This is a genomic window from Nocardioides sp. T5 (assembly GCF_048161455.1).
Taxonomy (GTDB): Bacteria; Actinomycetota; Actinomycetes; order Propionibacteriales; family Nocardioidaceae; genus Nocardioides.
Window position 1 is genome coordinate 1,273,284 of sequence record NZ_CP182415.1, and the last position, 21,922, is coordinate 1,295,205.

A 21,922-nucleotide genomic window follows, 5' to 3' on the forward strand; every position below is an offset into this window, starting at 1 on the left:
CGCCCAGTCCCAGATGGGGTCGGGCACCCATGGTCGCGACCGCCCGGTCCGCGAAGACTCGGGGCATGCCGCCGCCGGACGAGAACACCGCCGTCGACCCGACCGGCGCGGCGTGGGTGGTGTGGCTGGTGGTGGTCGGGCCGGGGCTGCTGTTCGTCACGCTGACGTGCGTACGTCGCGTGGCACCCGGGGAGATCGTCCTCGTGCTGCGACGGGGCGAGGTCGCGCGCGTGCGCCGCAACGGGTTCGTCACCCGCTGGCCCGGGCTGGAGCGGTTCGAGCGCGTGTCGACCGAGCCGTGCGTCCTGCCGCTGGTGGTGCGCTCACGCACGAGCGACGGCGTCGACGTCGTCGCCCTCGCCGACCTGACGGTGGTGGTGCGCGACGTCGAGCCGGGTTCGGCGTACGTCCCGGCGACGCAGGCCGCCCGACTGGCCGAGGACACCGTCGCCCGTGCCGTCGAGCAGCTCGAGGTGGAGTCGCTGGTCGACGACCTCGAGGCCCTCGAGACCCGGTGGCCCGGCCGGCTCACCCGCTTGCTCCCGTTCGGCACCGAGGCCACCGCACTGTCGGTCACCCAGGTCGAGGCGCGGCTGACCGGGGGCGCAGCATGAACGACACTCCCTACCTGCTCGAGGTCGCGGTGTCGGTAGCACTCATCGCGACGGCGATCGGTTTCGCCGTCGGGCTCGCGATCGGGCGCGGGCGCCAGCCCCGCTGGCAGGAGAAGGGCAGCCTCGTCCACAAGGTCTCGATCGGGTTCGCGACCCTCGACCGGCTCGACGCGGTCCTGCTCCGGTTCGAGGTCGAGCCCGCCTCCCGGCTGGCCGGCGTCGAGGTCGCCGAGCTGCGGCTGCCGACCGGGTCGGCCGTCGCCATCCTCGCGCGCGGGAAGGAGGTCATCGTCCCCGACGCCCGCACCGTGCTGCGCACCGGCGACCAGGTCCTCGTCGTCGCGGCCCTCGGCCAGGTCACCGAGGTGGAGGACCGGCTGCGGTCGGTCAGCCGCCACGGCCGCCTCGCGAGCTGGGCCGCATGATCCTCACCTCCGCGGCCCTGGCGGTCTTCATCGTCGCCTACGCCCTCATCGCGACCGAGCGCGTCCACCGCGTGGCCGCCGCGCTCGGCGGCGTGGCCGGCATGGTCGTCATCGGCCTCGTCGACGCCGGGACGGCGTTCTTCGACGAGCACACCGGCGTCGACTGGAACGTGATCTTCCTGCTCTTCGGGATGATGATCATCGTCGGCGTGCTCAAGCAGACCGGGCTCTTCGAGTTCCTCGCGCTGTGGGCGGCCAAGAAGTCGGGTGGGCACCCCTACAAGCTGCTCGTGCTGCTGGTCCTGGTGGGCGCCGCGGTCGCGCCGATCCTCGACAACGTGACGTGCGTGCTGTTGGTCGCCCCGGTCACGCTGTCGGTCTGCCGGCGGCTCCAGCTGCCCTCGGCGCCGTACCTGATCTCCCTCATCCTGGCCTCCAACATCGGCGGGATGTCGACGCTGATCGGCGACCCGCCCAACATCATCATCGCCAGCCGGGCCGGGCTGACCTTCACCGACTTCCTCGTCCACTCGCTCCCGCTGACGATCGTCCTGCTGGTCCTCTTCGTGGTGATGGCGCGCTGGCTGTTCCGCAAGGACATGACCGTGATGGGCAACGTCCACGGCCTCGACGACCTCCGCCCCGTCGACGCGATCACCAACGTGCGGATGCTGCGCCGCTCGCTCGTGGTGCTGTTGCTCGTGATGGTCGCCTTCAGCCTCCACTCCGTCATGCACCTCGACCCCTCGGTGGTCGCGATGATGGGCGCCGGCGCGATGGTGCTGGTCTCGCGCACCGAGCCCGAGGAGTTCCTCGAGGAGGTGGAGTGGGCGACCCTCGCCTTCTTCATGGCGCTCTTCGTGCTCGTCGGTGCCCTCGTGCAGGTCGGTGTCATCGGCGCGATCAGCGAGTGGGCCGCCGAGGCCATGGGGGAGCGCCAGCTGCTCGGTGCGACCGCCCTGCTCTTCGGCTCGGGGATCGTCGGCGCCTTCGTCGACAACATCCCCTACACGACCGCCACGGTCCCCGTCGTCGAGGAGATGGTTGCCGGCACCGGGGCCTCGGGCGCCGACAGCCCGCTGTGGTGGGCCTTCGTGTTCGGGGCCGACCTCGGCGGCAACGCCACTGCTGTCGCGGCAGGGGCCAACGTGGTCGTGCTCGGCATCGCGGCCAAGGCGGGGGAGCCGATCAGTTTCTGGGGCTTCACCAGGTACGGCGTCGTGGTGACCGTGATGACGCTGCTGGTCGCCTGGGCGTACGTCTACCTGCGCTACTTCGCCTGGGCCTGAGGTCGCGCGCGCACCAACACTTGCCAGCGAATCGCCGAGTCGTTGGCCGAATCTGCCGTGGGGTCCGTGTGAGCGGCGACACTAGGTTTGCGCCATGAGGGTCCTGCTCGCACTTGGTGGCAACGCCATGACCAACGCCGACGGCCGGGCGCGCCCCGAGGACCAGATCGAGGCGGCGCAGGTGGCGATGGCTGCGGTCGCCGGTCTTCTAGAGCACGACCACGACGTCGTCATCACCCACGGCAACGGGCCCCAGGTCGGCAACCTGCTGGTCAAGAACGAGCTCGCGGCGAGCGTCGTACCCCCGGTTCCGCTCGACTGGTGCGGTGCCCAGACGCAGGCCACGCTCGGCTTCGTCCTGATGGATGCCCTCGACCGCGAGCTCGCCGACCGGGGGATCGACCGGCGCAGCGCCGCGCTCGTGACCCGCACGCTCGTCGACGCCGACGACGACGGCTTCACCCACCCCACCAAGCCGATCGGCCGCCACCTGCCGGAGGCGGAGGCCCGGGTGCTCGTCGACCACGGCGAGACGTGGGAGGACCGCGGTGAGAAGGGGTGGCGCCGCGTCGTCGCCTCTCCCGAGCCGCGGGAGATCCTCGACGCCCCCGCCGCGCTCGCCCTCATCGAGGCCGGTTTCGTCGTCGTCGCCAACGGCGGTGGGGGCATCCCGCACGTACGCCGTCCCGACGGGTCGCTCGTCGGCGTCGAGGCCGTCATCGACAAGGACCTCGGCGCCGCCCTGCTCGCCCGCACGACCAGGGCCGACGTGCTGGTCATCGCCACCGACGTGCCCAACGCGGTGATCCGCTGGGGCGAGCCCGACGCCGAGCCGCTCGGCCGGGTCACCGTCGCGGACCTGCGCGCCCACGCCGCCGACGGCCACTTCGCGACCGGCTCGATGGGGCCCAAGGTCGACGCGGTCTGCCGCTTCGTCGAGACCACCGGGGGCACGGGTGTCATCACCAGCCTCGACCAGATCACCGCCGCGGTTGCCGGAGACGCCGGCACCGTCGTCGTACCCACCTGACCGCAACGAAAGGAAGCACCGCATGCCCTCCGCCATCGAGGTCCGCAAGGTTCCCATCCACTCCGTGGCCGACGCCTCCGAGCTGACCAAGCTCGTCGACGACGGCGTCATCGCGGCCGACCGCGTCTTCGCGATCATCGGCAAGACCGAGGGCAACGGCGGCGTCAACGACTACACCCGGATCATCGCCGACCGTGCCTTCCGCGAGGCGCTGGTCGCCAAGGGCGCCGACCCGGAGCAGGTCAAGGGCATCCCGATCGTGTGGTCGGGCGGCACCGACGGCGTGATCAGCCCCCACGCCACGATCTTCGCGACCACCGACGTCCCCGAGGACGACCCGTCGCGCGACGAGATGCGCCTGACCGCGGGCTTCGCAATGAGCGAGGCGATCCTGCCCGAGGAGATCGGCTACACGGCGATGATCGAGAAGGTCGCCGCCGGCGTGAAGGTCGCGATGGAGCGCGCCGGGATCACCGACCCCGCCGACGTGCACTACGTGCAGACCAAGACGCCGCTGCTGACCATCCACACCATCCGCGACGCCAAGTCGCGCGGCAAGAAGGTGTGGACCGAGCACACCCACGAGTCGATGGACCTCTCCAACGGCGTCACCGGCCTCGGCATCGCCGTCGCGCTCGGCGAGATCGAGATGCCGACCGACGCCGACGTCATGCACAACCGCGAGCTCTACTCCTCGGTGGCCTCGTGCTCCTCGGGCGTCGAGCTCGACCAGGCCCAGATCGTCGTCGTCGGCAACGCGAAGGGTGTCGGCGGCCGCTACCGCATCGGCCACTCGGTGATGGAGGACGCGCTCGACTCCGACGGCATCTGGGAGGCGATCCGCTCCGCCGGCCTCGACCTGCCCGAGCGCCCGCGCACCAGCGACCTCGACGGCAAGCTGGTCAACGTCTTCCTCAAGTGCGAGGCCAGCCAGGACGGCATGGTCCGCGGCCGTCGCAACGCGATGCTCGACGACTCCGACGTGCACTGGCACCGCCAGATCAAGTCGTGCGTCGGTGGCGTCACGGCCGCCGTCACCGGCGACCCGGCGGTCTTCGTCTCGGTCTCCGCGGCCCACCAGGGCCCCGAGGGCGGCGGCCCTGTCGCCGCGATCGTCGACCTCGGCTGAGGTCTCTTCCACATCCTCGCGCGGGGCCGGCAGGCGACTGTCGGTCCCGCGTGATGGGGTGTGTGCTGTGAGTACGACGACCCGCTACCGGCTGGTGGCCCCCGACCGCTCGGTCGTGGTGCCCGAGCTCGACGAGCACCAGCAGCGCGTCGTGGACCACCCGGGCGGCCCCCTCCTCGTGCTCGCCGGGCCCGGCACCGGCAAGACGACGACCCTGGTCGAGGCCATCGTCGACCGCATCGAGCAGCGCGGCGCCTCGCCCGACGCGGTGCTCGCGCTCACCTTCTCCCGCAAGGCCGCCGAGCAGCTGCGCGACCGGGTCACCGCCCGCGTCGCCCGCACGACCGCGGCGGCGTCGTGCTCGACGTTCCACTCCTTCGCCTACGCCCTGGTGAGGAAGTACGCACCGGCCGAGCTCTACGAGGGAGCCATCCGGCTCCTCTCGGCTCCCGAGGCCGACGTGGTCCTGCGCGAGCTGCTGCGCGACAACCCCGAGTCGGTCGTCTGGCCCGAGCCGCTGCGCCGGGCCGCCGGCACACGGGGCTTCGTCCGGGAGGTGCAGGCCGTCCTGGCGCGAGCCCGGGAGAAAGGCCTCGACCCGTCCGGACTGCGTGCCCTCGGCATCGAGCACGACCTCCCGGAGCTGGTGGCCGCCGGCCTCTTCCTCGAGCAGTACCTCACCGTCCTCGACAACCTCGGCGCCACCGACTACTCCGACCTCATCCGCCGGGCCGTGATCGAGGCCGAGACCCACCGCGACGAGCTGCGGGCGCGCTGGCAGCACGTCTTCGTGGATGAGTACCAGGACACCGACCCCGGCCAGGTCGCCCTGCTCCGCGCGCTGGCCGGCGACGGGCGTGACCTCACCGTGGTGGGCGACCCGCACCAGTCCATCTACGGCTTCCGCGGCGCCGACGTGCGCGGCATCCTCGACTTCCCGGCGGCCTTCCCGACCACCACCGGCGCCCCGGCCCCGGTGGTGGTGCTGCAGCGCACCCGCCGGTTCGGCCCCCGGATCCTGCTGGCCGCCGGCAGGGTGGCCCACCGGCTGACGCTGACCGGCAGCATCTCCCCGGAAGCGCGCGAGGCGTTCCTCTCGCCGGAGGCCGTCCCCGGCCCGCAGGGCGACGGCCGGGTCGAGGTCGTCACCTACGACACCGAGCGTGCCGAGGCCGAGCGGCTCGCCGACCTGCTGCGGCGCGCCCACCTCGAGGACGGCATCGCCTGGGACCGGATGGCGGTCCTGGTCCGCTCCGGCCGCACGAGCATCCCGCCGCTGCGCCGCGCCCTCGCCGCGGCCGGGGTCCCCGTCGAGGTCGCCTCCGACGACCTGCCCCTGGTCCGCGACCCGGCGGTCGTGCCGCTCCTCGACGGGTTGCGCGCCGTGGTCAACCTCGACAACGACGATCCCGACTCTCCCGACTTCCTCGACCCGGGCCGCATCGAGTCGCTGCTGCTGTCGCCGCTCGGCGGGCTCGACGCGTCCGACCTGCGTGCCCTCGTGCGCCGCCTCCGCACGCGCGAGAAGGAGGTCGCCGACCCGTCGGTGCGGCGCACGTCGCGCGAGCTGCTGCGGCTCGCGGTCGTCGAGCCCGGGTTCCTCGACGGGCTCGAGGGCCCCGACGTCCAACGGGCCGGCGCCCTCGCCGAGCTGCTGCGCGGAGCAGCGGGGATGCTGGAGGAGCGGGCAGGCGTCGAGGACGTGCTCTGGCACCTGTGGTCCGGCACCGGCTGGCCCCAGCGGCTGCGCCGGCAGGTCGACGTCGGAGGCGCGAGCACCCGACGGGCCCACCGCGACCTCGACGCGATCGTCGCGCTCTTCGACCTCGCCTCGCGTGCGGTCGACCAGCGCGACCACGTCGGTGTGGGCGCCTTCTTCGCCAGCGTCGTCGCCCAGCAGCTGCCCGCCGACACCCTCGCCGAGCAGGGCGTGCGCGGCGCGGCGGTCCGACTCCTCACCGCCCACCGCTCCAAGGGTCTCGAGTGGGACCTGGTCGTGGTCGCCCACGTGCAGCAGGAGGGCTGGCCCGACCTGCGCCGTCGTACGACCCTGCTCGGCGCCGACCGCATCGGGGTCGACGGCGCCGGGCACCCCGACCTCGTCCCGCCCGTGACCACCCGCGCGCTGCTGATGGAGGAGCGCCGCCTGTTCTACGTCGCCTGCACCCGCGCCCGCCGTCGTCTCGTGGTGAGCGCGGTGCGGTCCCCGGACGACGACGGCGAGCAGCCCTCCCGGTTCCTCGAGGAGCTCGGCGTCACGATCGACCACCAGGACGGCCGGCCGCCGCGACCCCTGTCGTTGGGCGGCCTCGTGGCCGAGCCTGCGGCGCACGGCTGCCGACCCCGACGTCACACCGGCGTTGCGCGAGGCAGCCGCCCGACGCCTCGCCGCGCTGGCCGCCGAGGAGGTCGGCGGCCGCCCGCTCGTGCCGAGCGCCGACCCGTCGACGTGGTGGGGCACCCGCAGCGCCACCCGGTCCGTCCGGCCGATCCGCGACCCCGACCGGCCCGTGCCGATCTCGGCCAGCATGCTCGAGTCGATCCTCGTCTGCCCCGCGCAGTGGTTCTTCGAGCGCGAAGCCGGCGGGGTCTCCGCGGTCCACCAGTCCGCCAACCTCGGCCAGGTCCTCCACGCCCTCGCCGAGCGGGTCGCCACCGGCGACCTGCCCGCCGAGGTCGAGCCGCTGATGGCCGAGGTCGAGGCCGTGTGGGACCGGCTCGCCTTCCGCACGCCGTGGTCGCGGCAGCGCGAGCTCGCCCGGATCCGCAAGGCCGTCGCGCGCTTCGTCCGCTGGCACCTCGACAACCCGCGCGAGTTCCTCGGTGCCGAGCAGCGCTTCCAGAGCGTCGTCGACGTGGACGGCCGTCCGGTCCTGCTGACCGGCTTCGCCGACCGCCTCGAGATCGACGACGCCGGCAGGGTGGTCGTCGTCGACTTCAAGAGCGCCCGCAGCGCTCCCACCGGGCCGTCCGTCGCGGGCAACCTGCAGCTCGCCCTCTACCAGTACGCCGTCGACACCGGGGCCCTCGACGAGTCCGCCGGTCGGCCCGTCGCCTCCGGCGGTGCCGAGCTGGTGCAGCTCGGCATCGACGACGACTCCGCGGGCGCCAAGGTGCAACCCCAGCCACCCCACGCCGAGGCCGGGCCCGAGCGCCTCACGCTCCGCACCGGCCTCGCCCGGGCGGCCGACCTCGTCCGCGCCGAGACCTTCCCCGCCACGACCGGTCCGCACTGCCGCGACTGCCCGTTCACGGCCATCTGCCCGGCCCGGGGCGCGGGGAGCGTGACCGTCCAGTGAGCCAGCTCCCCGCACCTGTCCGGCTCGACTCGCCCGAGGACCTCCGCGCCCTCATGGGCGCCACCCACGCCGCCAGCGACGAGCAGTGGGCCGCGATCACCTCGCCGCTGCGGCCCACGGTCGTGGTCGCGGGCGCCGGCAGCGGCAAGACCACGCTGATGGCGCAGCGCGTGGTGTGGCTGGTCGCGACCGGCAAGGTCCGTCCCGAGGAGGTCCTCGGCCTCACCTTCACCACCAAGGCCGCGGCCGAGCTGCGCCAGCGGGTCACCGCCGCCCTGGGCGCCGCGGGGCTGCTCGACCGGTCCGTCGTGGTCGAGGGGGAGGACGTCCTCGAGCCGACGGTCGCGACCTACCACGCCTACGCCGCCAACCTGCTGACCGACCACGGGCTCCGGATCGGCCACGAGCCCGACACCCGCGTCGTCTCCGACGCCTCGCGCTACCAGCTCGGCGCCCGGGTCATCGAGCGCTTCACCGGCCACATCGAGCTGCTGACCGACCACCCGGCGACCGCCATCCAGAACCTCCTCGCCCTCGACGGCGCGATGAGCGAGCACCTCGTCGACCCCGACGACGTACGCCGTGTCGACGCCGAGGCCCGGCGCGGGTTCGAGCGCGCCCTCGCTGAGGAGCAGGCCGGCAAGGCCCGCAAGACCTACCTCGATCCGCCGGCCAAGGCCATCAACGCGATCGACCGTCGTGGCGAGCTGCTGCAGCTCGTCACCGGCTACCGCCGGCTCAAGGCCGACCTCGGGCTGATGGACTTCGGCGACCAGATCGCGCTCGCTGCCCGGCTGGTGGAGGAGCAGCCCGAGGTGGGTGAGCTCGAGCGGGCGCGCTTCAAGGTGGTCCTGCTCGACGAGTACCAGGACACCTCGGTCGCCCAGGCCACGATGCTCGCCCGGCTCTTCTCAGGGCCCGATCCCGACCACGGGCTCGGCCACCCGGTCATGGCGGTGGGCGACCCCAACCAGGCGATCTACGGCTGGCGCGGTGCGTCGGTGTCCAACATCCTCAACTTCGCCGACACCTTTCCGGCCGCCGACGGCGCACCGGGCCGGTTGCCCCTGACCGTCAACCGGCGCTCCGACCGCCGCATCCTCGACGTCGCCAACCGGCTCGCCGAGCCACTGCTCGCCGCCTACGGCGACAAGGTCGCCCGGCTGCGGGCGGCCGACAACGCCCAGGACGGCCACGTCGAGGCACACGTGTTCGAGCGCTCGGCCGACGAGCTGGCGTGGCTCGTGACCGAGGTGCAGCAGGTCCACGAGGCCGGCACCGCCTGGGCCGAGATCGGGGTGCTCAGCCGCGACAACGCCCAGGGCGAGGAGGTCTACGACGCCCTCACGGCCGCAGGGATCCCGGTCGAGATCGTCGGACTGTCGGGCCTGGTGCGGCTGCCCGAGGTGGCCGAGGTGGTCGCCACGCTGACGCTCATGCACGACGTCACGGCCAACTCCTCGATGCTCACGCTGCTGACCGGTCCGCGTTGGGCGATCGGTCCGCGCGACCTGCGGCTGCTGGCCGAGCGTGCGGCGGAAATCGCGGGCGTGCGGGGCCGCAAGGAGACGGCGTCGATCGCCGACCAGCTGCTCCAGATCGCCGACGGCGTCGATCCTTCGGAGCTCCCCGCGCTCAGTGACGCCGTGGAGTCACCGGGCGAGGCCGCCTACTCGGACGAGGCGCTCGACCGCTTCGGCCTGCTGGACGTCGAGCTGCGCCGCCTGCGCGCCCACGTCGGCGACCCGCTCCTCGACGTCGTACGCCGCATCATCGACACGACCGGTGTCGACGTGGAGCTCGCCTCCGCGACGTCTCAGGCAGCCGCCGCACGCCGCGACAACCTCGACCTGTTCGTCAAGGCCGTCGCGGAGTTCCAGTCCGTCGACGGCGACGTGACCCTGCCGGCACTGCTGGCCTACCTGACCGCCGAGGACGACCAGGGCAACGGCCTCGACGTCGCCACCCCGACCGCCGCCGACTCCGTCAAGCTGCTGACGGTCCACCGGGCGAAGGGTCTCGAGTGGTCGTCGGTGTTCTGCGTCGGCGTGGGGGAGACCCGCTTCCCGAGCAACCGCTCGCGCACGCTGTGGACCTCGTCCCCGGCCGTGCTGCCCGCCCCGCTGCGCGGCGACCGGGCCGACCAGCCCCAGCTCGCCGGCCACGACAAGGCTGCCCTCGACGCCTACCGCGCCGCCACCAAGGCCCACGACGCGGAGGAGGAGCTCCGGCTGGGCTACGTCGCCTACACCCGCGCCGCCCACCACCTGGCCGTGACGTCCTACGTGTGGGGGCAGCGCTCGACGCCGTTCGGGCCGTCGGACTACCAGCGGGTGGTGCGCGACCAGCTCGAGGAGTGGTGTCAGCCGGTCGAGCGCTGGCTCGACAAGCCGCCGCCGAAGTCGCCCAACCCCAACGACGACGTCGACACCTCGCGTCCGTGGCCGGTGCCCGGCACCGGTGAGGAGGCCCGTCGGCGGCTCGCCGCCGCCGAGCTCGTACGCTCCGTCGACCCCACCGCGCCCGACGAGGGCCTCGACATGCTCGAGGCCGCCCGGGTCGCCGAGTGGGACGACGACCTGGCCCAGCTGCTGGTCGAGGCTCGCGCCGAGCGCGCCACGACCGTCGACCTCCCGCTGCCCAGCAGCCTGTCCGTCACCGCGCTGGCGCGGCTGCGCGAGGACCCGGACGCGTTCGCCCGGGACCTGGCCCGACCCATGCCGCGGCCGCCTGCGCCCGCGGCCCGTTTCGGCACCGCGTTCCACGCCTGGATCGAGCACCGGTTCGGCCAGCAGGCCCTGATCGAGCCCGACGAGCTGCCCGGCCGGGCCGACGCCGGCATCGACGACGAGGCCGACCTCGGCGAGGTCGTGAAGCGCTTCGAGGACGGCCCCTTCGGCGATCGGGCGCCGTACGCCGTCGAGGCACCCTTCGCGCTCGTCCTCGGCGGGCAGGTCGTCCGGGGCCGGATCGACGCCGTCTACGCCGAACCGGACGGCGGGTTCCTCGTCGTCGACTGGAAGACCAGCCGTCACGAGACGTCCGACCCCCTCCAGCTCGCGCTCTACCGCCTCGCCTGGTCCGAGCTCACCGGTACGCCCCTCGACCTGGTCCGCGCCGCCTTCCACTACGTCCGCTCCGGGCGCACCGTCCCCCTCGACGACCTCCCCGCCCGCGCCGAGCTCGAGAAGCTGCTCGACGTCTGACCCGCCGTCCCGCGGGCGAGCGGTGCGTGAGGCAGGTTCTGGCGCCCGGGAACCTGCGTGGCTCACCGCCAGCCGCGCCGGCGGTGGCCCACCCACGTTCCGGACGAGCGAAGTGTGGGTGGACCACCGCTCGCGGGCGCGTCGTACGCCGTCCCGCGGGCGAGCGGTGCGTGAGGCAGGTTCTGGCGCCCGGGAACCTGCGTGGCTCACCGCCAGTCGGGCAGCGGTGGTCCACCCACGTTCCTAGCGAGCGAAGGGTGGGTGGACCACCGCCCGCGGGAGCGTCGTCCGCCGTCAGCGGGGTGAGCGGTGCGTGGGGCAGGTTTTGGCGCCGCGGAACCTGCGTGGCTCACCGCGCGGGCCGGCGGTCGCCCACCCACGTTCCTAGCGAGCGAAGTGTGGGTGGACCACCGCCCAGACGGGCGTCAGCGGAGGGCGGCGGTCAGCGCGATCTCGACCATCTCGCCGAAGGTCTGCTCGCGCTCCTGGGAGGTGGTCTCCTCGCCGGTGACGATGTGGTCGGAGACCGTGCAGATCGCGAGCGCGCGGCGGCCGTGCTTGGCGGCGAGGGTGTAGAGCGCGCTGGCCTCCATCTCGACGGCCAGGACGCCGTACTTCACCATCTCGCCGAGCAGCTCGGGGCGGGCCGCGTAGAACGAGTCGCTGGAGAAGATGAGGCCCACGTGGAAGGGCGAGCCACCCTCGCGGGCCTCGGCGGCCTCGACCGCGCCGCGCAGCAGGCCGAAGTCGGCGACCGGCGCGTAGTCGATGCCGTGGAAGGCGATGCGGTTCATCGACGAGTCGGTGCACGCACCGGAGGCGATGACGACGTCACGCACCCCGACGCGGTCGGTGACGGCGCCGCACGAGCCGACGCGGACGATGGACTGCACGTCGTACTCGGTGAAGAGCTCGTGGACGTAGATCGACATCGACGGCTGGCCCATCCCGGAGCCCTGCACGGAGACCGGGTGGCCGTTCCACGTGCCGGTGAAGCCGTACATCCCGCGCACCTCGCTGTAGCAGCGCGCGTCGTCGAGGAACGTCTCGGCGATCCACCTGGCCCGCAGGGGGTCGCCGGGCAGCAGGACGGTGGGGGCGATGTCGCCGGGCTGGGCGCCGATGTGGGTGCTCACGGCGCCCAGCCTAGGGACACGGGCTGGCCTCAGCCCGCGTTGGCGACGATCTCGTTGGGGGTGTGCGGCAGGTCGAGCGCCTTCGTCACGCGGCCGCGGTCGAGGTCGACGACGTGCACGCGGTCGCGGCGCGGGTCGGTGACGTACGCCGTCGAGTCGACGACGTGGAGGGCGGGTCGGGGCTGCTGCCAGTCGAGCGGCTCGCGCCAGCGGTCGACGACGTCGATCGTGTCGACGCGCTTGCCGGTGCCGGGGTCGAGGACGTGGATCGCGCCGTCGGTCCCGAGCACGAGCGCCTCGCCCTCCGGGCCGCGACCGAGCGAGCGGAAGCTGTAGCTGGTGCCGAGCTCGACCAGGCGCAGGGACGCGTCGCGGGTGTCGATCAGCGAGACCCGGGTCGGGCGCTCGAGCTCGGCCTCGGGGTCGGTCTTGTAGTCGCCGAGCAGCACGGGGGAGACGTCCGAGCCGGCCTGGTTGCCGATCTGTCCGTAGGCGTCGGGGCTGTTGACCTTGGCGATGTCGCGGCCGTCCACGACGACGGCCCCGTCCTCGCAGCCGAAGACGGCGGCGTCCTCGGCGAAGGCCTCGCCGTGCACGCCGGGGCACTCGTCGGTCTCGGCGAGGACCGCGCCCGACGGGCTCACGAGGCGGACGCCCGAGCGCGACTCCTCGTCCCCGACGGTCATCAGCAGGTTGCGGTCGACGAGCTGCACGGCCACGCCGTGGTGCGCCTCGTCGGCGGCGTCGGTGGTGACCTCCGGCGGGCCGTCGGCCAGGTCGTCGGGGTCCAGCACGGTGATCGTGCCGGTGCCGTCGTCGAAGAGCGTGGTGATGCCGTCGTGCGCCACGACGTGCCCCGCCTCCGCGGCCTCGATGAGTACGCCGGTCAGGCCGGGGTCGCCGGTGTAGTGGTGGGCGTGGTCGCCGTGCTCGTCGCCCCACGACCCGAGGTCGAGGGCGTGCCAGCCGAGGTTGCCGCTGACGAGGGCGTGTCGGCCGTCGCCGGCGGGGGAGATGCGGACGAAGCCCTCCATCGGCTCGTCGGCGACCACCTCGCCGCTGGTCACGTCGACGACCATCACGCCGCCGTCGTGGGTCACCGCGAGGCGCGGCGTCGCCGACGCGGCCTCGGTGCCACCCCCGTCGGTGGCAGCCTCGGCCGGGTCGGAGGCGTCGGTGGATTCGGGGGCGTCGGTGCTGTCGGTCGCGGTGCCGCAGGCGGAGGCCGCCAGCACGACGAGGGTGGCGAGCAGGACACGGACACGGGCACGGTCACGGTTGGTTCTCATGAGAATCATTCTCATCGCAGTTGAGAATGATTGTCAAAGAGATACGGCGCTAGCCTGACGTCGTGAGTCCCGAACGCCTCCTGCCGCACGTCGCCCTCTCCCTCCACGCGCACAACCGGATGGGCCTGCGGCGCACCGACGAGGCGTGGCTCGCCGAGCAGATGTCCGACCCAGCGACGCGCGTCCTGGTGGTGGCCGGCAACCGGCTCCGCCCGGTCGACGGAGCCGTGCACTGGGTCGGCCCCGACGAGGCGCCCGAGGGCACGCTCGTCCTGCTGGGCGACCGCGACGGCGTGGTCCACGTGGCCGTCATCGTGCCGCCCGACCTTGCGCCGGGCGAGGCGGAGGAGTGGGTGCCGCTGCGCTCGGTGCTGACCCTCCTCGCCGACGGCACGGCCCAGCAGGCGCCGCTGGTGATGCACGCCGTCGGCCTCGCGGAGTGGCACCACGCCACCCGCTTCTGCCCGCGCTGCGGCGGCTCCCTGGCCAGCCGCGCCGCCGGTCACGAGTTGCGCTGCACGCAGTGCGACCGCGCGCAGTTCCCGCGCACCGACCCGGCGGTGATCATGGCGATCACCCACGGCGAGGGCGACGACGAGGCGATCCTGCTCGGCCGCAACACCGCCTGGCCCGCGGGACGCTGGTCCACCCTCGCCGGCTTCTGCGAGCCGGGGGAGACCCTCGAGGACGCCGTACGCCGTGAGGTGCACGAGGAGGTCGGCGTGCGGGTGGGCGAGGTGTCCTACTTCGGCAGCCAGCCCTGGCCGCTCCCGGCCAGCCTGATGCTGGGGTTCACCGGGCGCGCCTCGACGACCGACATCGACGTCGACGGGGCGGAGATCGAGGAGGCACGGTGGTGGACGCGCAGCGACTTCGAGGCCGCCGGCCGCTCGGGGGAGCTCGTCGTGCCCCGCGGCATCTCGATCTCGTCGTCGCTCATCGAGACCTGGTTCGGACGCCCGCTCGACGGCCCCGGCTGGGACTGACGCCGACGCCGGTCAGGCGCAGTTGTCGCAGATGCCCGTGGCGGGCAGTGCGAGGAAGCAGGTCGGGCACAGCTTGTCGACCCGGTCGCTGGCGGCGACCCGCGGGCGGGACGTCGTCGCACGCGGGGTGGTCGCCCGCGGCGTACGAGGCGTGGTCGAGCGCGTGCCCGGCACCCGCTGCGGAGCCGGCGGCGAGTCGTCGCGGACGTCGAAGCCCAGCCGGACGAGGTGCTTGCTCGCCCCGGCCGAGCCGCCCGGGATGTCGGCGGGGGTGAGGGTGCGCCCGGTCGCGAGGCCGTGGGCGATGCCGGCGATGGCCGCGGCGTCGTACTCCTTGCCGTGGTGCCTCAGGACGTGCGTCGAGACGCCGCCGCGCACCAGCATGTAGTTGGCCCCACCCGCTGCGTCCCAGGTCTCCATCGCGGTGAGGACGTGGTCGCGGTCGATCGAGTTCAGCAGTGACACGACGTCAGGCTAACCCCGGGGCGGCCCCGGCTCCACGCCAGCGTCACGACAGCGCGGCCAGCTTCTCCTTGACCTGCACCACCGACGGGTTCGTCAGCGTGCTGCCGTCGGAGAAGAGCAGGGTCGGGACGGTCTGGTTGCCACCGTTGGCCTGCTCGACGGTGAACGCGGCCTCCGGCTCCCGCTCGATGTCGACGATCGAGAACTCGATGCCCTCGCGGTCGAGCTGGCTCTTGAGGCGGTGGCAGTAGCCGCACCACGGGGTGCTGAACATGGTGAAGGTCATGGGATGGAGTGTCCCCTCCGGCGTCTAGGGTTCAAGGACGAGGGTGGTCCTCACCCTCGACTGGTCCCAACCACGACGTCGCAGGAGTTGTTCCGTTGCTCGAAGCGCTCGATCCCGAGCAGCGACAGGTCGCCGAGGCGCTGCGTGGACCGGTGCGGGTCCTCGCCGGCGCCGGCACCGGCAAGACGCGCGCGGTCACCCACCGCATCGCGCACGGCGTGGCCCAGGGGGTCTACGCGCCGACGGAGGTGCTGGCCCTGTCCTTCACGACCCGTGCGGCCGGCGAGATGCGCGAGCGCCTGCGGGCCCTCGGGGCGCCCGGGGTGCAGGCGCGCACGTTCCACTCCGCCGCGCTGCGCCAGCTGCGCTTCTTCTGGCCACGCGTGCACCAGCGCGAGCTCCCCGAGCTCGTCGAGTCCAAGCTCGGCATGCTCGCCCTCGCGGCGCGGCGCCAGCGGCTCGGCGTCGACCAGGCCACGCTGCGTGACCTCGCCAGCGAGATCGAGTGGTCCAAGGTCTCCAACGTCAGCCCCGACACCTATGCCGCGATCGCCCGCACCCGCGGCCGCACCGTGTCGGGCCTCGATCCCGAGGTGGTCGCGCGCGCGTTCGACGCCTACGAGGAGGTCAAGCGCGGCCAGGGCCGGATGGACATGGAGGACGTGCTCCTGTTCGGTGCCGGTCTCCTCGCCGACAACGAGGCGGTGGCCGCCCAGGTCCGCCGGCAGTACAAGTGGTTCGTCGTCGACGAGTTCCAGGACGTCTCGCCGCTCCAGCACGCCCTCCTCGACCTGTGGCTCGGCGGGCGCGACGAGCTGTGCGTCGTGGGTGACCCGGCCCAGACGATCTACTCGTTCGCCGGCGCCGACGCCCGCTACCTCCGCGAGTTCACCCAGCGCTTCCCGTCGGCCACGAGCGTCGACCTGGTCCGCAACTACCGCTCCACCCCGGAGGTCGTCTCCGCGGCCAACCGGCTGCTCGAGGGCACCCCCAGCAAGGGCGTCGACCTCGTCGCCCAGCGGCCGTCCGGCGCCCGCATCACCTGGCGCGAGGCCACCGACGAGGTCGCCGAGGCCGAGGCGGTCGCCGACCGCGTCGCGGCCCTGCGGGCCTCCGGCACCCCCGCCAGCCGGATGGCCGTCCTGCTGCGCATCAATGCGCAGTCCGAGCGCTTCGAGGAGGCCCTGGCGGCTCGGGGCCTCCCCTACGTCGTACGCGGTGCGGCGCGGTTCTTCGACCGGCCCGAGGTGCGGCAGGCGATCACCCTCGTCCGGGGCGCCGCGCGCTCGGGGGAGGCGTCGGGCCCGGTGTCGGACGCCGTCGTGGCCGTGCTGTCGCAGATGGGCCACTCCACCGAGCCCCCCGAGGGCAGGGGAGAGGTCCGCAACCGGTGGGAGTCCCTGCAGGCGCTGGTCGACCTCGCTGCCGACTTCGGCCGCGAGCGCCCCGAGGCGGGTGTCGGCGACTTCGTCGACGACCTCGACCGTCGGGCCAGCGAGCAGCACGCGCCGGTGGCCGACGCCGTCACCCTGGCGACCATCCACTCGGCCAAGGGTCTGGAGTGGGACGCCGTCTTCGTGGCCGGCATGCACGACAAGATGATGCCGATCTCACAGGCGCAGTCACCCGCCGAGATCGAGGAGGAGCGCCGCCTCCTCTACGTCGCGATGACCCGTGCCCGCGACGAGCTGAGCGTGTCGTGGGCGACTGCGCGGGAGCCAGGCGGCCGATCCACCCGTGGCAGCTCGCCGTTCCTCGCGCCGCTGCTCGACGGCGTGCCCGGCGTGTCCGGGCAGCGCCGCGAGCGCACCCGGCGCAACCGCGCCGCGATGCACTGCCGCGAGTGTGGCAAGGCGTTGTCGACGTCGGTGGAGAAGAAGACCGGTCGCTGCGCCGACTGCCCCGCCTCCTACGACGAGGCGCTCTTCGAGCGGCTGCGCGAGTGGCGCCTCGCTCGCTCCGCGGAGGACAGCGTGCCGGCGTTCGTCATCTTCACCGACGCGACCCTGCAGCTCATCGCCGAGCACGTCCCCACCGATGAGAAGGGACTGCGCGCGATCAGCGGCGTCGGCCCGAGCAAGATCGCCAAGTACGGCGACGAGGTGCTCGCGCTGGTGGCCGGGGAAAGCCCCTGACCGGGCCCGGCGAGGCGTCCGGACGGACGCCGGAAAAGAAATCTCGGTAATACCCATTAAATGGTTTGCCCCTGACGATGTGAGGGGTCTAACGTTCCCTGCACAACAACCCGCGCATGGGATCGCTGACAACGATCCGCGCCCGACGCCCCGAAGGAGGTGGCCCCCATGGAGAACTACACGATGACGATGACGGCTTGGACGCCGTCCTTCGGCATGCCCGCTGCCGGCCACCGCTGCGCCACTGATGTGCGCGTCCTCGGTGTCGATGGTGCAGCTGCGCTCCAGGGGACCGCTGTGTCCATCGAGCGCGTCAAGGGCGTCTTCCCGGGTCTTCCAGCCTGGAGTCCACCGACGAGTTGAGAGAACTCGCATCGGCAGCCTCCAGGCCGCGGAACCCGACACCCGGGATCCGCGGCCTTTCTGTTTGTCCCAGTGACGTCCCCATGAGTCACCCACCGCGATCAGGTCAACGAGAAGGAGGTGAACACATGACCATCAGCGTTCTCGACCGCAACCGAGCTGCCGACATGACCCAGGCGGAGCCCCAGGCCCCGCTCGGAGCCCTGCACGACGCAGCTGCCGGAGTGGATGAGGAGTTGCTGCCCTGCCGCGTCAACGACGCAGAGCTGTGGTTTGCCGAGTCCCCCGCGGACGTGGAGCAGGCCAAGGCCCTCTGCATCGACTGCCCCGTGCAGGCGCTGTGCCTCGACGGAGCCCTCGAACGGCGTGAGCCGTGGGGCGTCTGGGGAGGCGAGCTCTTCCTCCAGGGCGTGGTGATCCCGCGCAAGCGGCCGCGAGGCCGGCCCCGCAAGTCCGAACAGGTCGCCGCTCAGGCCGGCCAGAACCAGAAGGACGGGGCCGCCGCGTAGGCGCCACCGCTCCACCACCTCCGAGGAACCACAAGGAACCACCACTGATGAAGACCTACCGAAATGGACGCAACGACATGAATCTCATGCATGAAGAACTCGCACGCGCGCAAATGACCGCGCGCCTGGGAGAGGCGCAAGAACTGCGGCGCGGCCACCAGCTGGCCCGGGCCCGTCGTATGAGCCGCAAGGCCGAGCAGGCCGCGCAGCAGGCGCGTCTCGCCCTCGCTCGCGCGATCTGACGTGGTCCGAGGCCGACCTGGCCGAGGAGAGGATCTCGCCCTGATCGCGGGTGAGCACACCCAGTGAGCCGGTACGTCGTCACCGTGACGACGTACCGGCTCACTGCATTTCTGCCCAGCTCGCGCGGCGCGGACCGGGGTAACCTCGAGGCGTGAGCGACCTCGTGACGTGCGACTTCTGCGGCACCCAGGCTCCGGAGGGGGAGACCCTCACGTGGACGACCGCGGTCGAGAACGGCCGTCGGCGCGCCTTCTGCGACACCTGCTCCCGCACCCACCTGCGCGCGATGGAGAGCAAGCTCGACAGCGAGTGGTGGTGAGGGCCGGCCGGGCTCAGCCCGTGTCGGTCGCGGTCTCGAACCAGGCGCACCCGCAGTAGGGATGACGCTCCCAGCGCCGGGCGGCGGGCAGCGGATCGTGGTCGACGCGCCACGACGTGAGCCACGTGTGCGGCAGCTCGCCCCGCGACCACGCGCCGAGGTCCCGGGCGACCGCACCGGCGGCCAGCGCCAGCAGCGGGCGCGGCACCGCGCCCGCGGGGGCCGGGCCGCCCTCGTCGAGCACGCCGGCGGCCACGCACCGCGCGCAGGGCCCGACACCGGGGGCGATCCACGGACCGACCTCGACGGCGTAGGGCTGGACGCCCACCAGCACGTGGGGCAGCGAGTCGACGCACCAGCCGTCGACGACCGGCGAGACCAGTCGCCCGGGCGCCACGGCGATGCCGACCGGAGCGGTCGGGTCGACGACGACACCGGCGGCGGCCAGCGCTGCGAGGACGGCGCCGGCCCACGCGTCAGGGCAGTCGAGCTGTGCGCGGACGCCGGCGGCGTACGGCGACGGGGCGGGGCGGGCAGGCACCCCACGACCGTGCCACGGCCCAGTGCGGTGCGGGCCGTCGTCCACAGGCCATCCCCGTCGTCGGACGTGCCCCCGGACATGCAGCAGCGGCGCCGCCCGAGGGGCGGCGCCGCTGCAATGAGCTCAAGAGCTGAGGCTCAGGCCTTGCCGAGGATGCGGTTCAGGTTGGTGCCGCAGACCGGGCAGACGCCCTTGGCCATCTTGGTGCCCTTGTCGTTGACCTTGATCTCGCCCTCCGCCTCGCGCTTCTCCTTGCACTTGACGCAGTAGAACTCACCGCTCCAGGTCTCCGCCATGACGGCCTCCTTGCTTGTTTTCCTTGGTCGTCGCGGCGGGGAAGTCTCTCGGGGAAGCCCGCCGGGGTGAGCTGGCGGTTGCCAGCGCTCCGTCAGCGACCCTACGCCACGCGTGGGCCACGCTCACGCACCACACGCGCTGAGCGTGAAACCGGGTCCTTCCACGCTCAGCCGGCTCAGTACCCTCGGGTCATGCCAGACACCTCTGCGGACCGTTCCCACCTGCGCCTCGAGCGCCCCTCCGAGGGGGTCGTCCTGCTGACCCTCGACAACCCCGCGATGCGCAACGCGATGAGCGACGAGATGACCTCGTCGTGGGTCGCGACCATCGACGAGCTCGCCGCCGACCGGTCCGTGCGCGCGGTCGTCGTGACGGGGGAGGGCAGCGCCTTCTGCTCCGGCGGCAACACCTCGTGGATCGCCAGCGAGCCCGATGCCACCGTCGACCACCTGCGGTCGCGGATGCTGCCCTTCTACCGCGCGTGGTTGTCGATCCGGCGCCTCGAGGTGCCGACCATCGCGGCCGTCAACGGCGCCGCCATCGGGGCCGGCCTGTGCCTCGCGCTCGCCTGCGACATCCGCTACGCCGCGGCCGGCGCGAAGATGGGCGTGCCCTTCAACAAGCTCGGCATGCACGCCGGGATGGCCGGCACGTGGCTGCTGCCCGACGTGGTCGGCCCCGCCCACGCGCGCGACCTGCTGCTCACCGGCCGCGTCGTGGAGGCCGAGGAGGCGCTGCGGCTCGGCCTCGTCTCCCGTGTCATCGACCCCGAGGTGTTCCTCGACGAGGTGCTCGAGACGGCAGCGGGCATCGCCGCCACCGCGCCGATCGCGGCGCGGCTGACCAAGGTGGCGCTCGCCGACGGTGGCCACGCCGACTTCGAGTCCGCGCTCCAGTGGGAGGCCCTCGCCCAGCCGATGACGCTCGCGACCGCCGACCTGCAGGAGGGCATCGCGGCCGCGAAGGACAAGCGGGCGCCGCAGTTCCGCGGCCACTGAGCGGCACGGGTGGGGAGCTCGGGGACGAAGAAGGGGCCCCGCAGCCCCCGACGCCTGCCTTCCCCAGCGTGCGTCGAGGAGCCGTGGGGCCCTTCTGGGCGCAAACCTAGGGCCGGCCGCGTGCGGGGTCAACGGCTCCGTGTCCACGCCTGTGGACAGACCTGTGGAGACGGTGTGCACCGCGGACCGATGACCGTGGAGGGCGGTCCCGGGGATGGGGAGGACCCTGTGCGCGACACGCCCGGCGCGCGCGCCGTACTGTGCGGGTGACCAGCGGTTTCACCTGCATCGGGGCTGTGGAGGAGAAGAAGTGGGCGAGGAGTCGACGGCGGGCGCCGCCCGCGGTCCCGTGGCGACGCTGCGGCGCATCGCGTTCCTGATGGAGCGCCAGCGCGAGGAGACCCGCCGGATCGAGGCCTTCCGCAAGGCGGCGCGCACGATCCTGCCGCTGCCCGAGGAGGAGGTACGCCGCCGCGCCGCCGACGGCACCCTCACCGAGCTGCCCGGCATCGGCCCCAGCACGGCTGCCGTCATCACCGACGCGTGCAACGGCGTGGTGCCCGAGCGCCTGGTGAGGCTCGAGGACACGGCCGGTCCCCTGGCGCACGGCGGGGAGGAGCTGCGGGCCCGCCTCCGCGGTGACCTGCACTCGCACTCCGACTGGTCCGACGGCGGCTCGCCGCTCGAGGAGATGGCGATGACGGCCATGGAGCTCGGGCACGACTACCTCGTGCTCACCGACCACAGCCCGCGCCTGCGGGTCGCCAACGGGCTCAGCGCCGAGCGCCTGGCGCGACAGCTCGGCGTCGTGGACGCCGTCAACGAGCACCTCGACGGGTCGTTCACCCTGCTGAAGGGGATCGAGGTGGACATCCTCGACGACGGGTCGCTCGACCAGACACCGGAGATGCTCGGCCGCCTCGACGTCCGCGTCGCGTCCGTCCACTCCAAGCTCAAGATGGACGCGGCCCCCATGACGAAGCGGATGGTCGCCGCGGTCCGCAACCCGCACACCAACGTCCTCGGCCACTGCACCGGCCGCCTGGTGACCGGCAACCGGGGCGTGCGCCCGCAGAGCCAGTTCGACGCGCGGGCGGTCTTCACCGCGTGCGCGGAGGAGGGGGTGGCGGTCGAGATCAACTCCCGGCCCGAGCGCCGCGACCCGCCCACCAAGCTGCTCAAGCTCGCGCGCGACCTCGGCTGCCTGTTCTCGATCGACTCCGACGCCCACGCCCCCGGCCAGCTCGACATGCTCGACCACGGCGCCGCCCGGGCCACCGAGGCCGGGATCGACCCCGACCGGATCGTCACGACCTGGGGGCGCGACCGGTTGCTCGAGTGGGCCTCCGCCCGGCTCTGAGTG

Annotated in this window: 19 protein-coding genes and 2 pseudogenes; 15 read left to right on the forward strand and 6 right to left on the reverse strand. The window is 72.9% G+C overall.

Features of this window, described 5'->3' with window-relative positions; genetic code table 11:
• Positions 1-65 precede the first annotated feature (65 nt).
• The 8 genes and pseudogenes from ACNKF0_RS06110 to ACNKF0_RS06145 form a co-directional block, all read left to right on the forward strand.
• On the forward strand, positions 66-614 hold the full coding sequence (locus ACNKF0_RS06110) for an SPFH domain-containing protein (RefSeq protein WP_416956662.1): 549 nt from the start codon (positions 66-68) through the stop codon (positions 612-614).
• Positions 611-1,039 carry a TrkA C-terminal domain-containing protein gene (locus ACNKF0_RS06115; RefSeq protein ID WP_416956664.1) on the forward strand — a complete coding sequence of 143 codons (429 nt, stop codon included), beginning with the start codon at positions 611-613 and terminating at the stop codon, positions 1,037-1,039. The genes ACNKF0_RS06110 and ACNKF0_RS06115 overlap by 4 nt, the downstream gene beginning before the upstream one ends.
• Positions 1,036-2,328: an ArsB/NhaD family transporter gene (locus ACNKF0_RS06120; RefSeq protein ID WP_416956666.1), complete on the forward strand. Its 1,293-nt coding sequence runs from the start codon at positions 1,036-1,038 to the stop codon at positions 2,326-2,328. The genes ACNKF0_RS06115 and ACNKF0_RS06120 overlap by 4 nt, the downstream gene beginning before the upstream one ends.
• 94 nt (positions 2,329-2,422) lie before the next feature.
• Complete coding sequence (locus ACNKF0_RS06125) at positions 2,423-3,358, forward strand: carbamate kinase (RefSeq protein WP_416956668.1); 936 nt, start codon at positions 2,423-2,425, stop codon at positions 3,356-3,358.
• A 22-nt stretch (positions 3,359-3,380) separates the two neighbouring features.
• Positions 3,381-4,487, forward strand: coding sequence for a ring-opening amidohydrolase (locus tag ACNKF0_RS06130; RefSeq protein ID WP_416956670.1), 1,107 nt, complete (start codon positions 3,381-3,383; stop codon positions 4,485-4,487).
• 178 nt (positions 4,488-4,665) lie between these two features.
• Positions 4,666-6,630, forward strand: a pseudogene (locus ACNKF0_RS06135) (ATP-dependent helicase); the annotation flags it as partial.
• Between the two features lie 385 nt (positions 6,631-7,015).
• Positions 7,016-7,786 carry a PD-(D/E)XK nuclease family protein gene (locus tag ACNKF0_RS06140; RefSeq protein WP_416958435.1) on the forward strand — a complete coding sequence of 257 codons (771 nt, stop codon included), beginning with the start codon at positions 7,016-7,018 and terminating at the stop codon, positions 7,784-7,786.
• Between the two features lie 134 nt (positions 7,787-7,920).
• Positions 7,921-10,992 (forward strand): annotated as a pseudogene (locus tag ACNKF0_RS06145) (UvrD-helicase domain-containing protein); the annotation flags it as partial.
• 425 nt (positions 10,993-11,417) lie between these two features.
• On the opposite strand, the gene deoD reads toward ACNKF0_RS06145, so the two are convergent.
• Positions 11,418-12,128: a purine-nucleoside phosphorylase gene (gene deoD, locus ACNKF0_RS06150; protein ID WP_416956672.1), complete on the reverse strand. Its 711-nt coding sequence runs from the start codon at positions 12,126-12,128 to the stop codon at positions 11,418-11,420.
• 29 nt (positions 12,129-12,157) lie between these two features.
• Entirely contained in the window at positions 12,158-13,417 is a 1,260-nt protein-coding gene (gene aztD / locus ACNKF0_RS06155) for a zinc metallochaperone AztD (protein ID WP_416956674.1), read from the reverse strand.
• Between the two features lie 62 nt (positions 13,418-13,479).
• Here aztD and nudC point away from each other — a divergent pair, with 62 nt between their 5' ends.
• The gene (gene nudC, locus ACNKF0_RS06160; RefSeq protein WP_416956675.1) at positions 13,480-14,403 is read left to right on the forward strand and encodes an NAD(+) diphosphatase; all 924 of its coding nucleotides are present in this window, start codon (positions 13,480-13,482) and stop codon (positions 14,401-14,403) included.
• A gap of 12 nt (positions 14,404-14,415) precedes the next feature.
• Here the strand turns inward: nudC and ACNKF0_RS06165 are convergent, their stop codons facing one another.
• Positions 14,416-14,868, reverse strand: a complete 453-nt coding sequence (locus ACNKF0_RS06165) for a hypothetical protein (protein WP_416956677.1) — start codon at positions 14,866-14,868, stop codon at positions 14,416-14,418.
• Between the two features lie 43 nt (positions 14,869-14,911).
• Positions 14,912-15,154 carry a mycoredoxin gene (locus tag ACNKF0_RS06170; RefSeq protein WP_416956679.1) on the reverse strand — a complete coding sequence of 81 codons (243 nt, stop codon included), beginning with the start codon at positions 15,152-15,154 and terminating at the stop codon, positions 14,912-14,914.
• A 95-nt stretch (positions 15,155-15,249) separates the two neighbouring features.
• On the opposite strand from ACNKF0_RS06170, the gene ACNKF0_RS06175 reads away from it, so the two are divergent.
• From ACNKF0_RS06175 to ACNKF0_RS06190, 4 genes are all read left to right on the forward strand, one after another.
• Positions 15,250-17,289, forward strand: coding sequence for an ATP-dependent DNA helicase UvrD2 (locus ACNKF0_RS06175; protein ID WP_416956681.1), 2,040 nt, complete (start codon positions 15,250-15,252; stop codon positions 17,287-17,289).
• Between the two features lie 491 nt (positions 17,290-17,780).
• A complete protein-coding gene (locus ACNKF0_RS06180) occupies positions 17,781-18,161 on the forward strand; it encodes a WhiB family transcriptional regulator (RefSeq protein WP_416956683.1) in 381 nt (126 codons plus the stop codon).
• 47 nt (positions 18,162-18,208) lie between these two features.
• A complete protein-coding gene (locus tag ACNKF0_RS06185) occupies positions 18,209-18,403 on the forward strand; it encodes a hypothetical protein (RefSeq protein ID WP_299921885.1) in 195 nt (64 codons plus the stop codon).
• A 152-nt stretch (positions 18,404-18,555) separates the two neighbouring features.
• A complete protein-coding gene (locus ACNKF0_RS06190; protein WP_268110325.1) occupies positions 18,556-18,723 on the forward strand; it encodes a hypothetical protein in 168 nt (55 codons plus the stop codon).
• Between the two features lie 13 nt (positions 18,724-18,736).
• Here the strand turns inward: ACNKF0_RS06190 and ACNKF0_RS06195 are convergent, their stop codons facing one another.
• Together ACNKF0_RS06195 and ACNKF0_RS06200 are read right to left on the reverse strand one after the other, a co-directional pair.
• Positions 18,737-19,264 carry a hypothetical protein gene (locus tag ACNKF0_RS06195; protein WP_416956686.1) on the reverse strand — a complete coding sequence of 176 codons (528 nt, stop codon included), beginning with the start codon at positions 19,262-19,264 and terminating at the stop codon, positions 18,737-18,739.
• 137 nt (positions 19,265-19,401) lie between these two features.
• Positions 19,402-19,560, reverse strand: a complete 159-nt coding sequence (locus ACNKF0_RS06200; RefSeq protein ID WP_090969683.1) for a DUF5679 domain-containing protein — start codon at positions 19,558-19,560, stop codon at positions 19,402-19,404.
• A 192-nt stretch (positions 19,561-19,752) separates the two neighbouring features.
• Here ACNKF0_RS06200 and ACNKF0_RS06205 point away from each other — a divergent pair, with 192 nt between their 5' ends.
• Together ACNKF0_RS06205 and ACNKF0_RS06210 are read left to right on the forward strand one after the other, a co-directional pair.
• Complete coding sequence (locus ACNKF0_RS06205) at positions 19,753-20,559, forward strand: enoyl-CoA hydratase/isomerase family protein (RefSeq protein ID WP_416956688.1); 807 nt, start codon at positions 19,753-19,755, stop codon at positions 20,557-20,559.
• A gap of 310 nt (positions 20,560-20,869) precedes the next feature.
• The gene (locus ACNKF0_RS06210) at positions 20,870-21,919 is read left to right on the forward strand and encodes a PHP domain-containing protein (protein WP_416956690.1); all 1,050 of its coding nucleotides are present in this window, start codon (positions 20,870-20,872) and stop codon (positions 21,917-21,919) included.
• Positions 21,920-21,922: the final 3 nt, after the last annotated feature.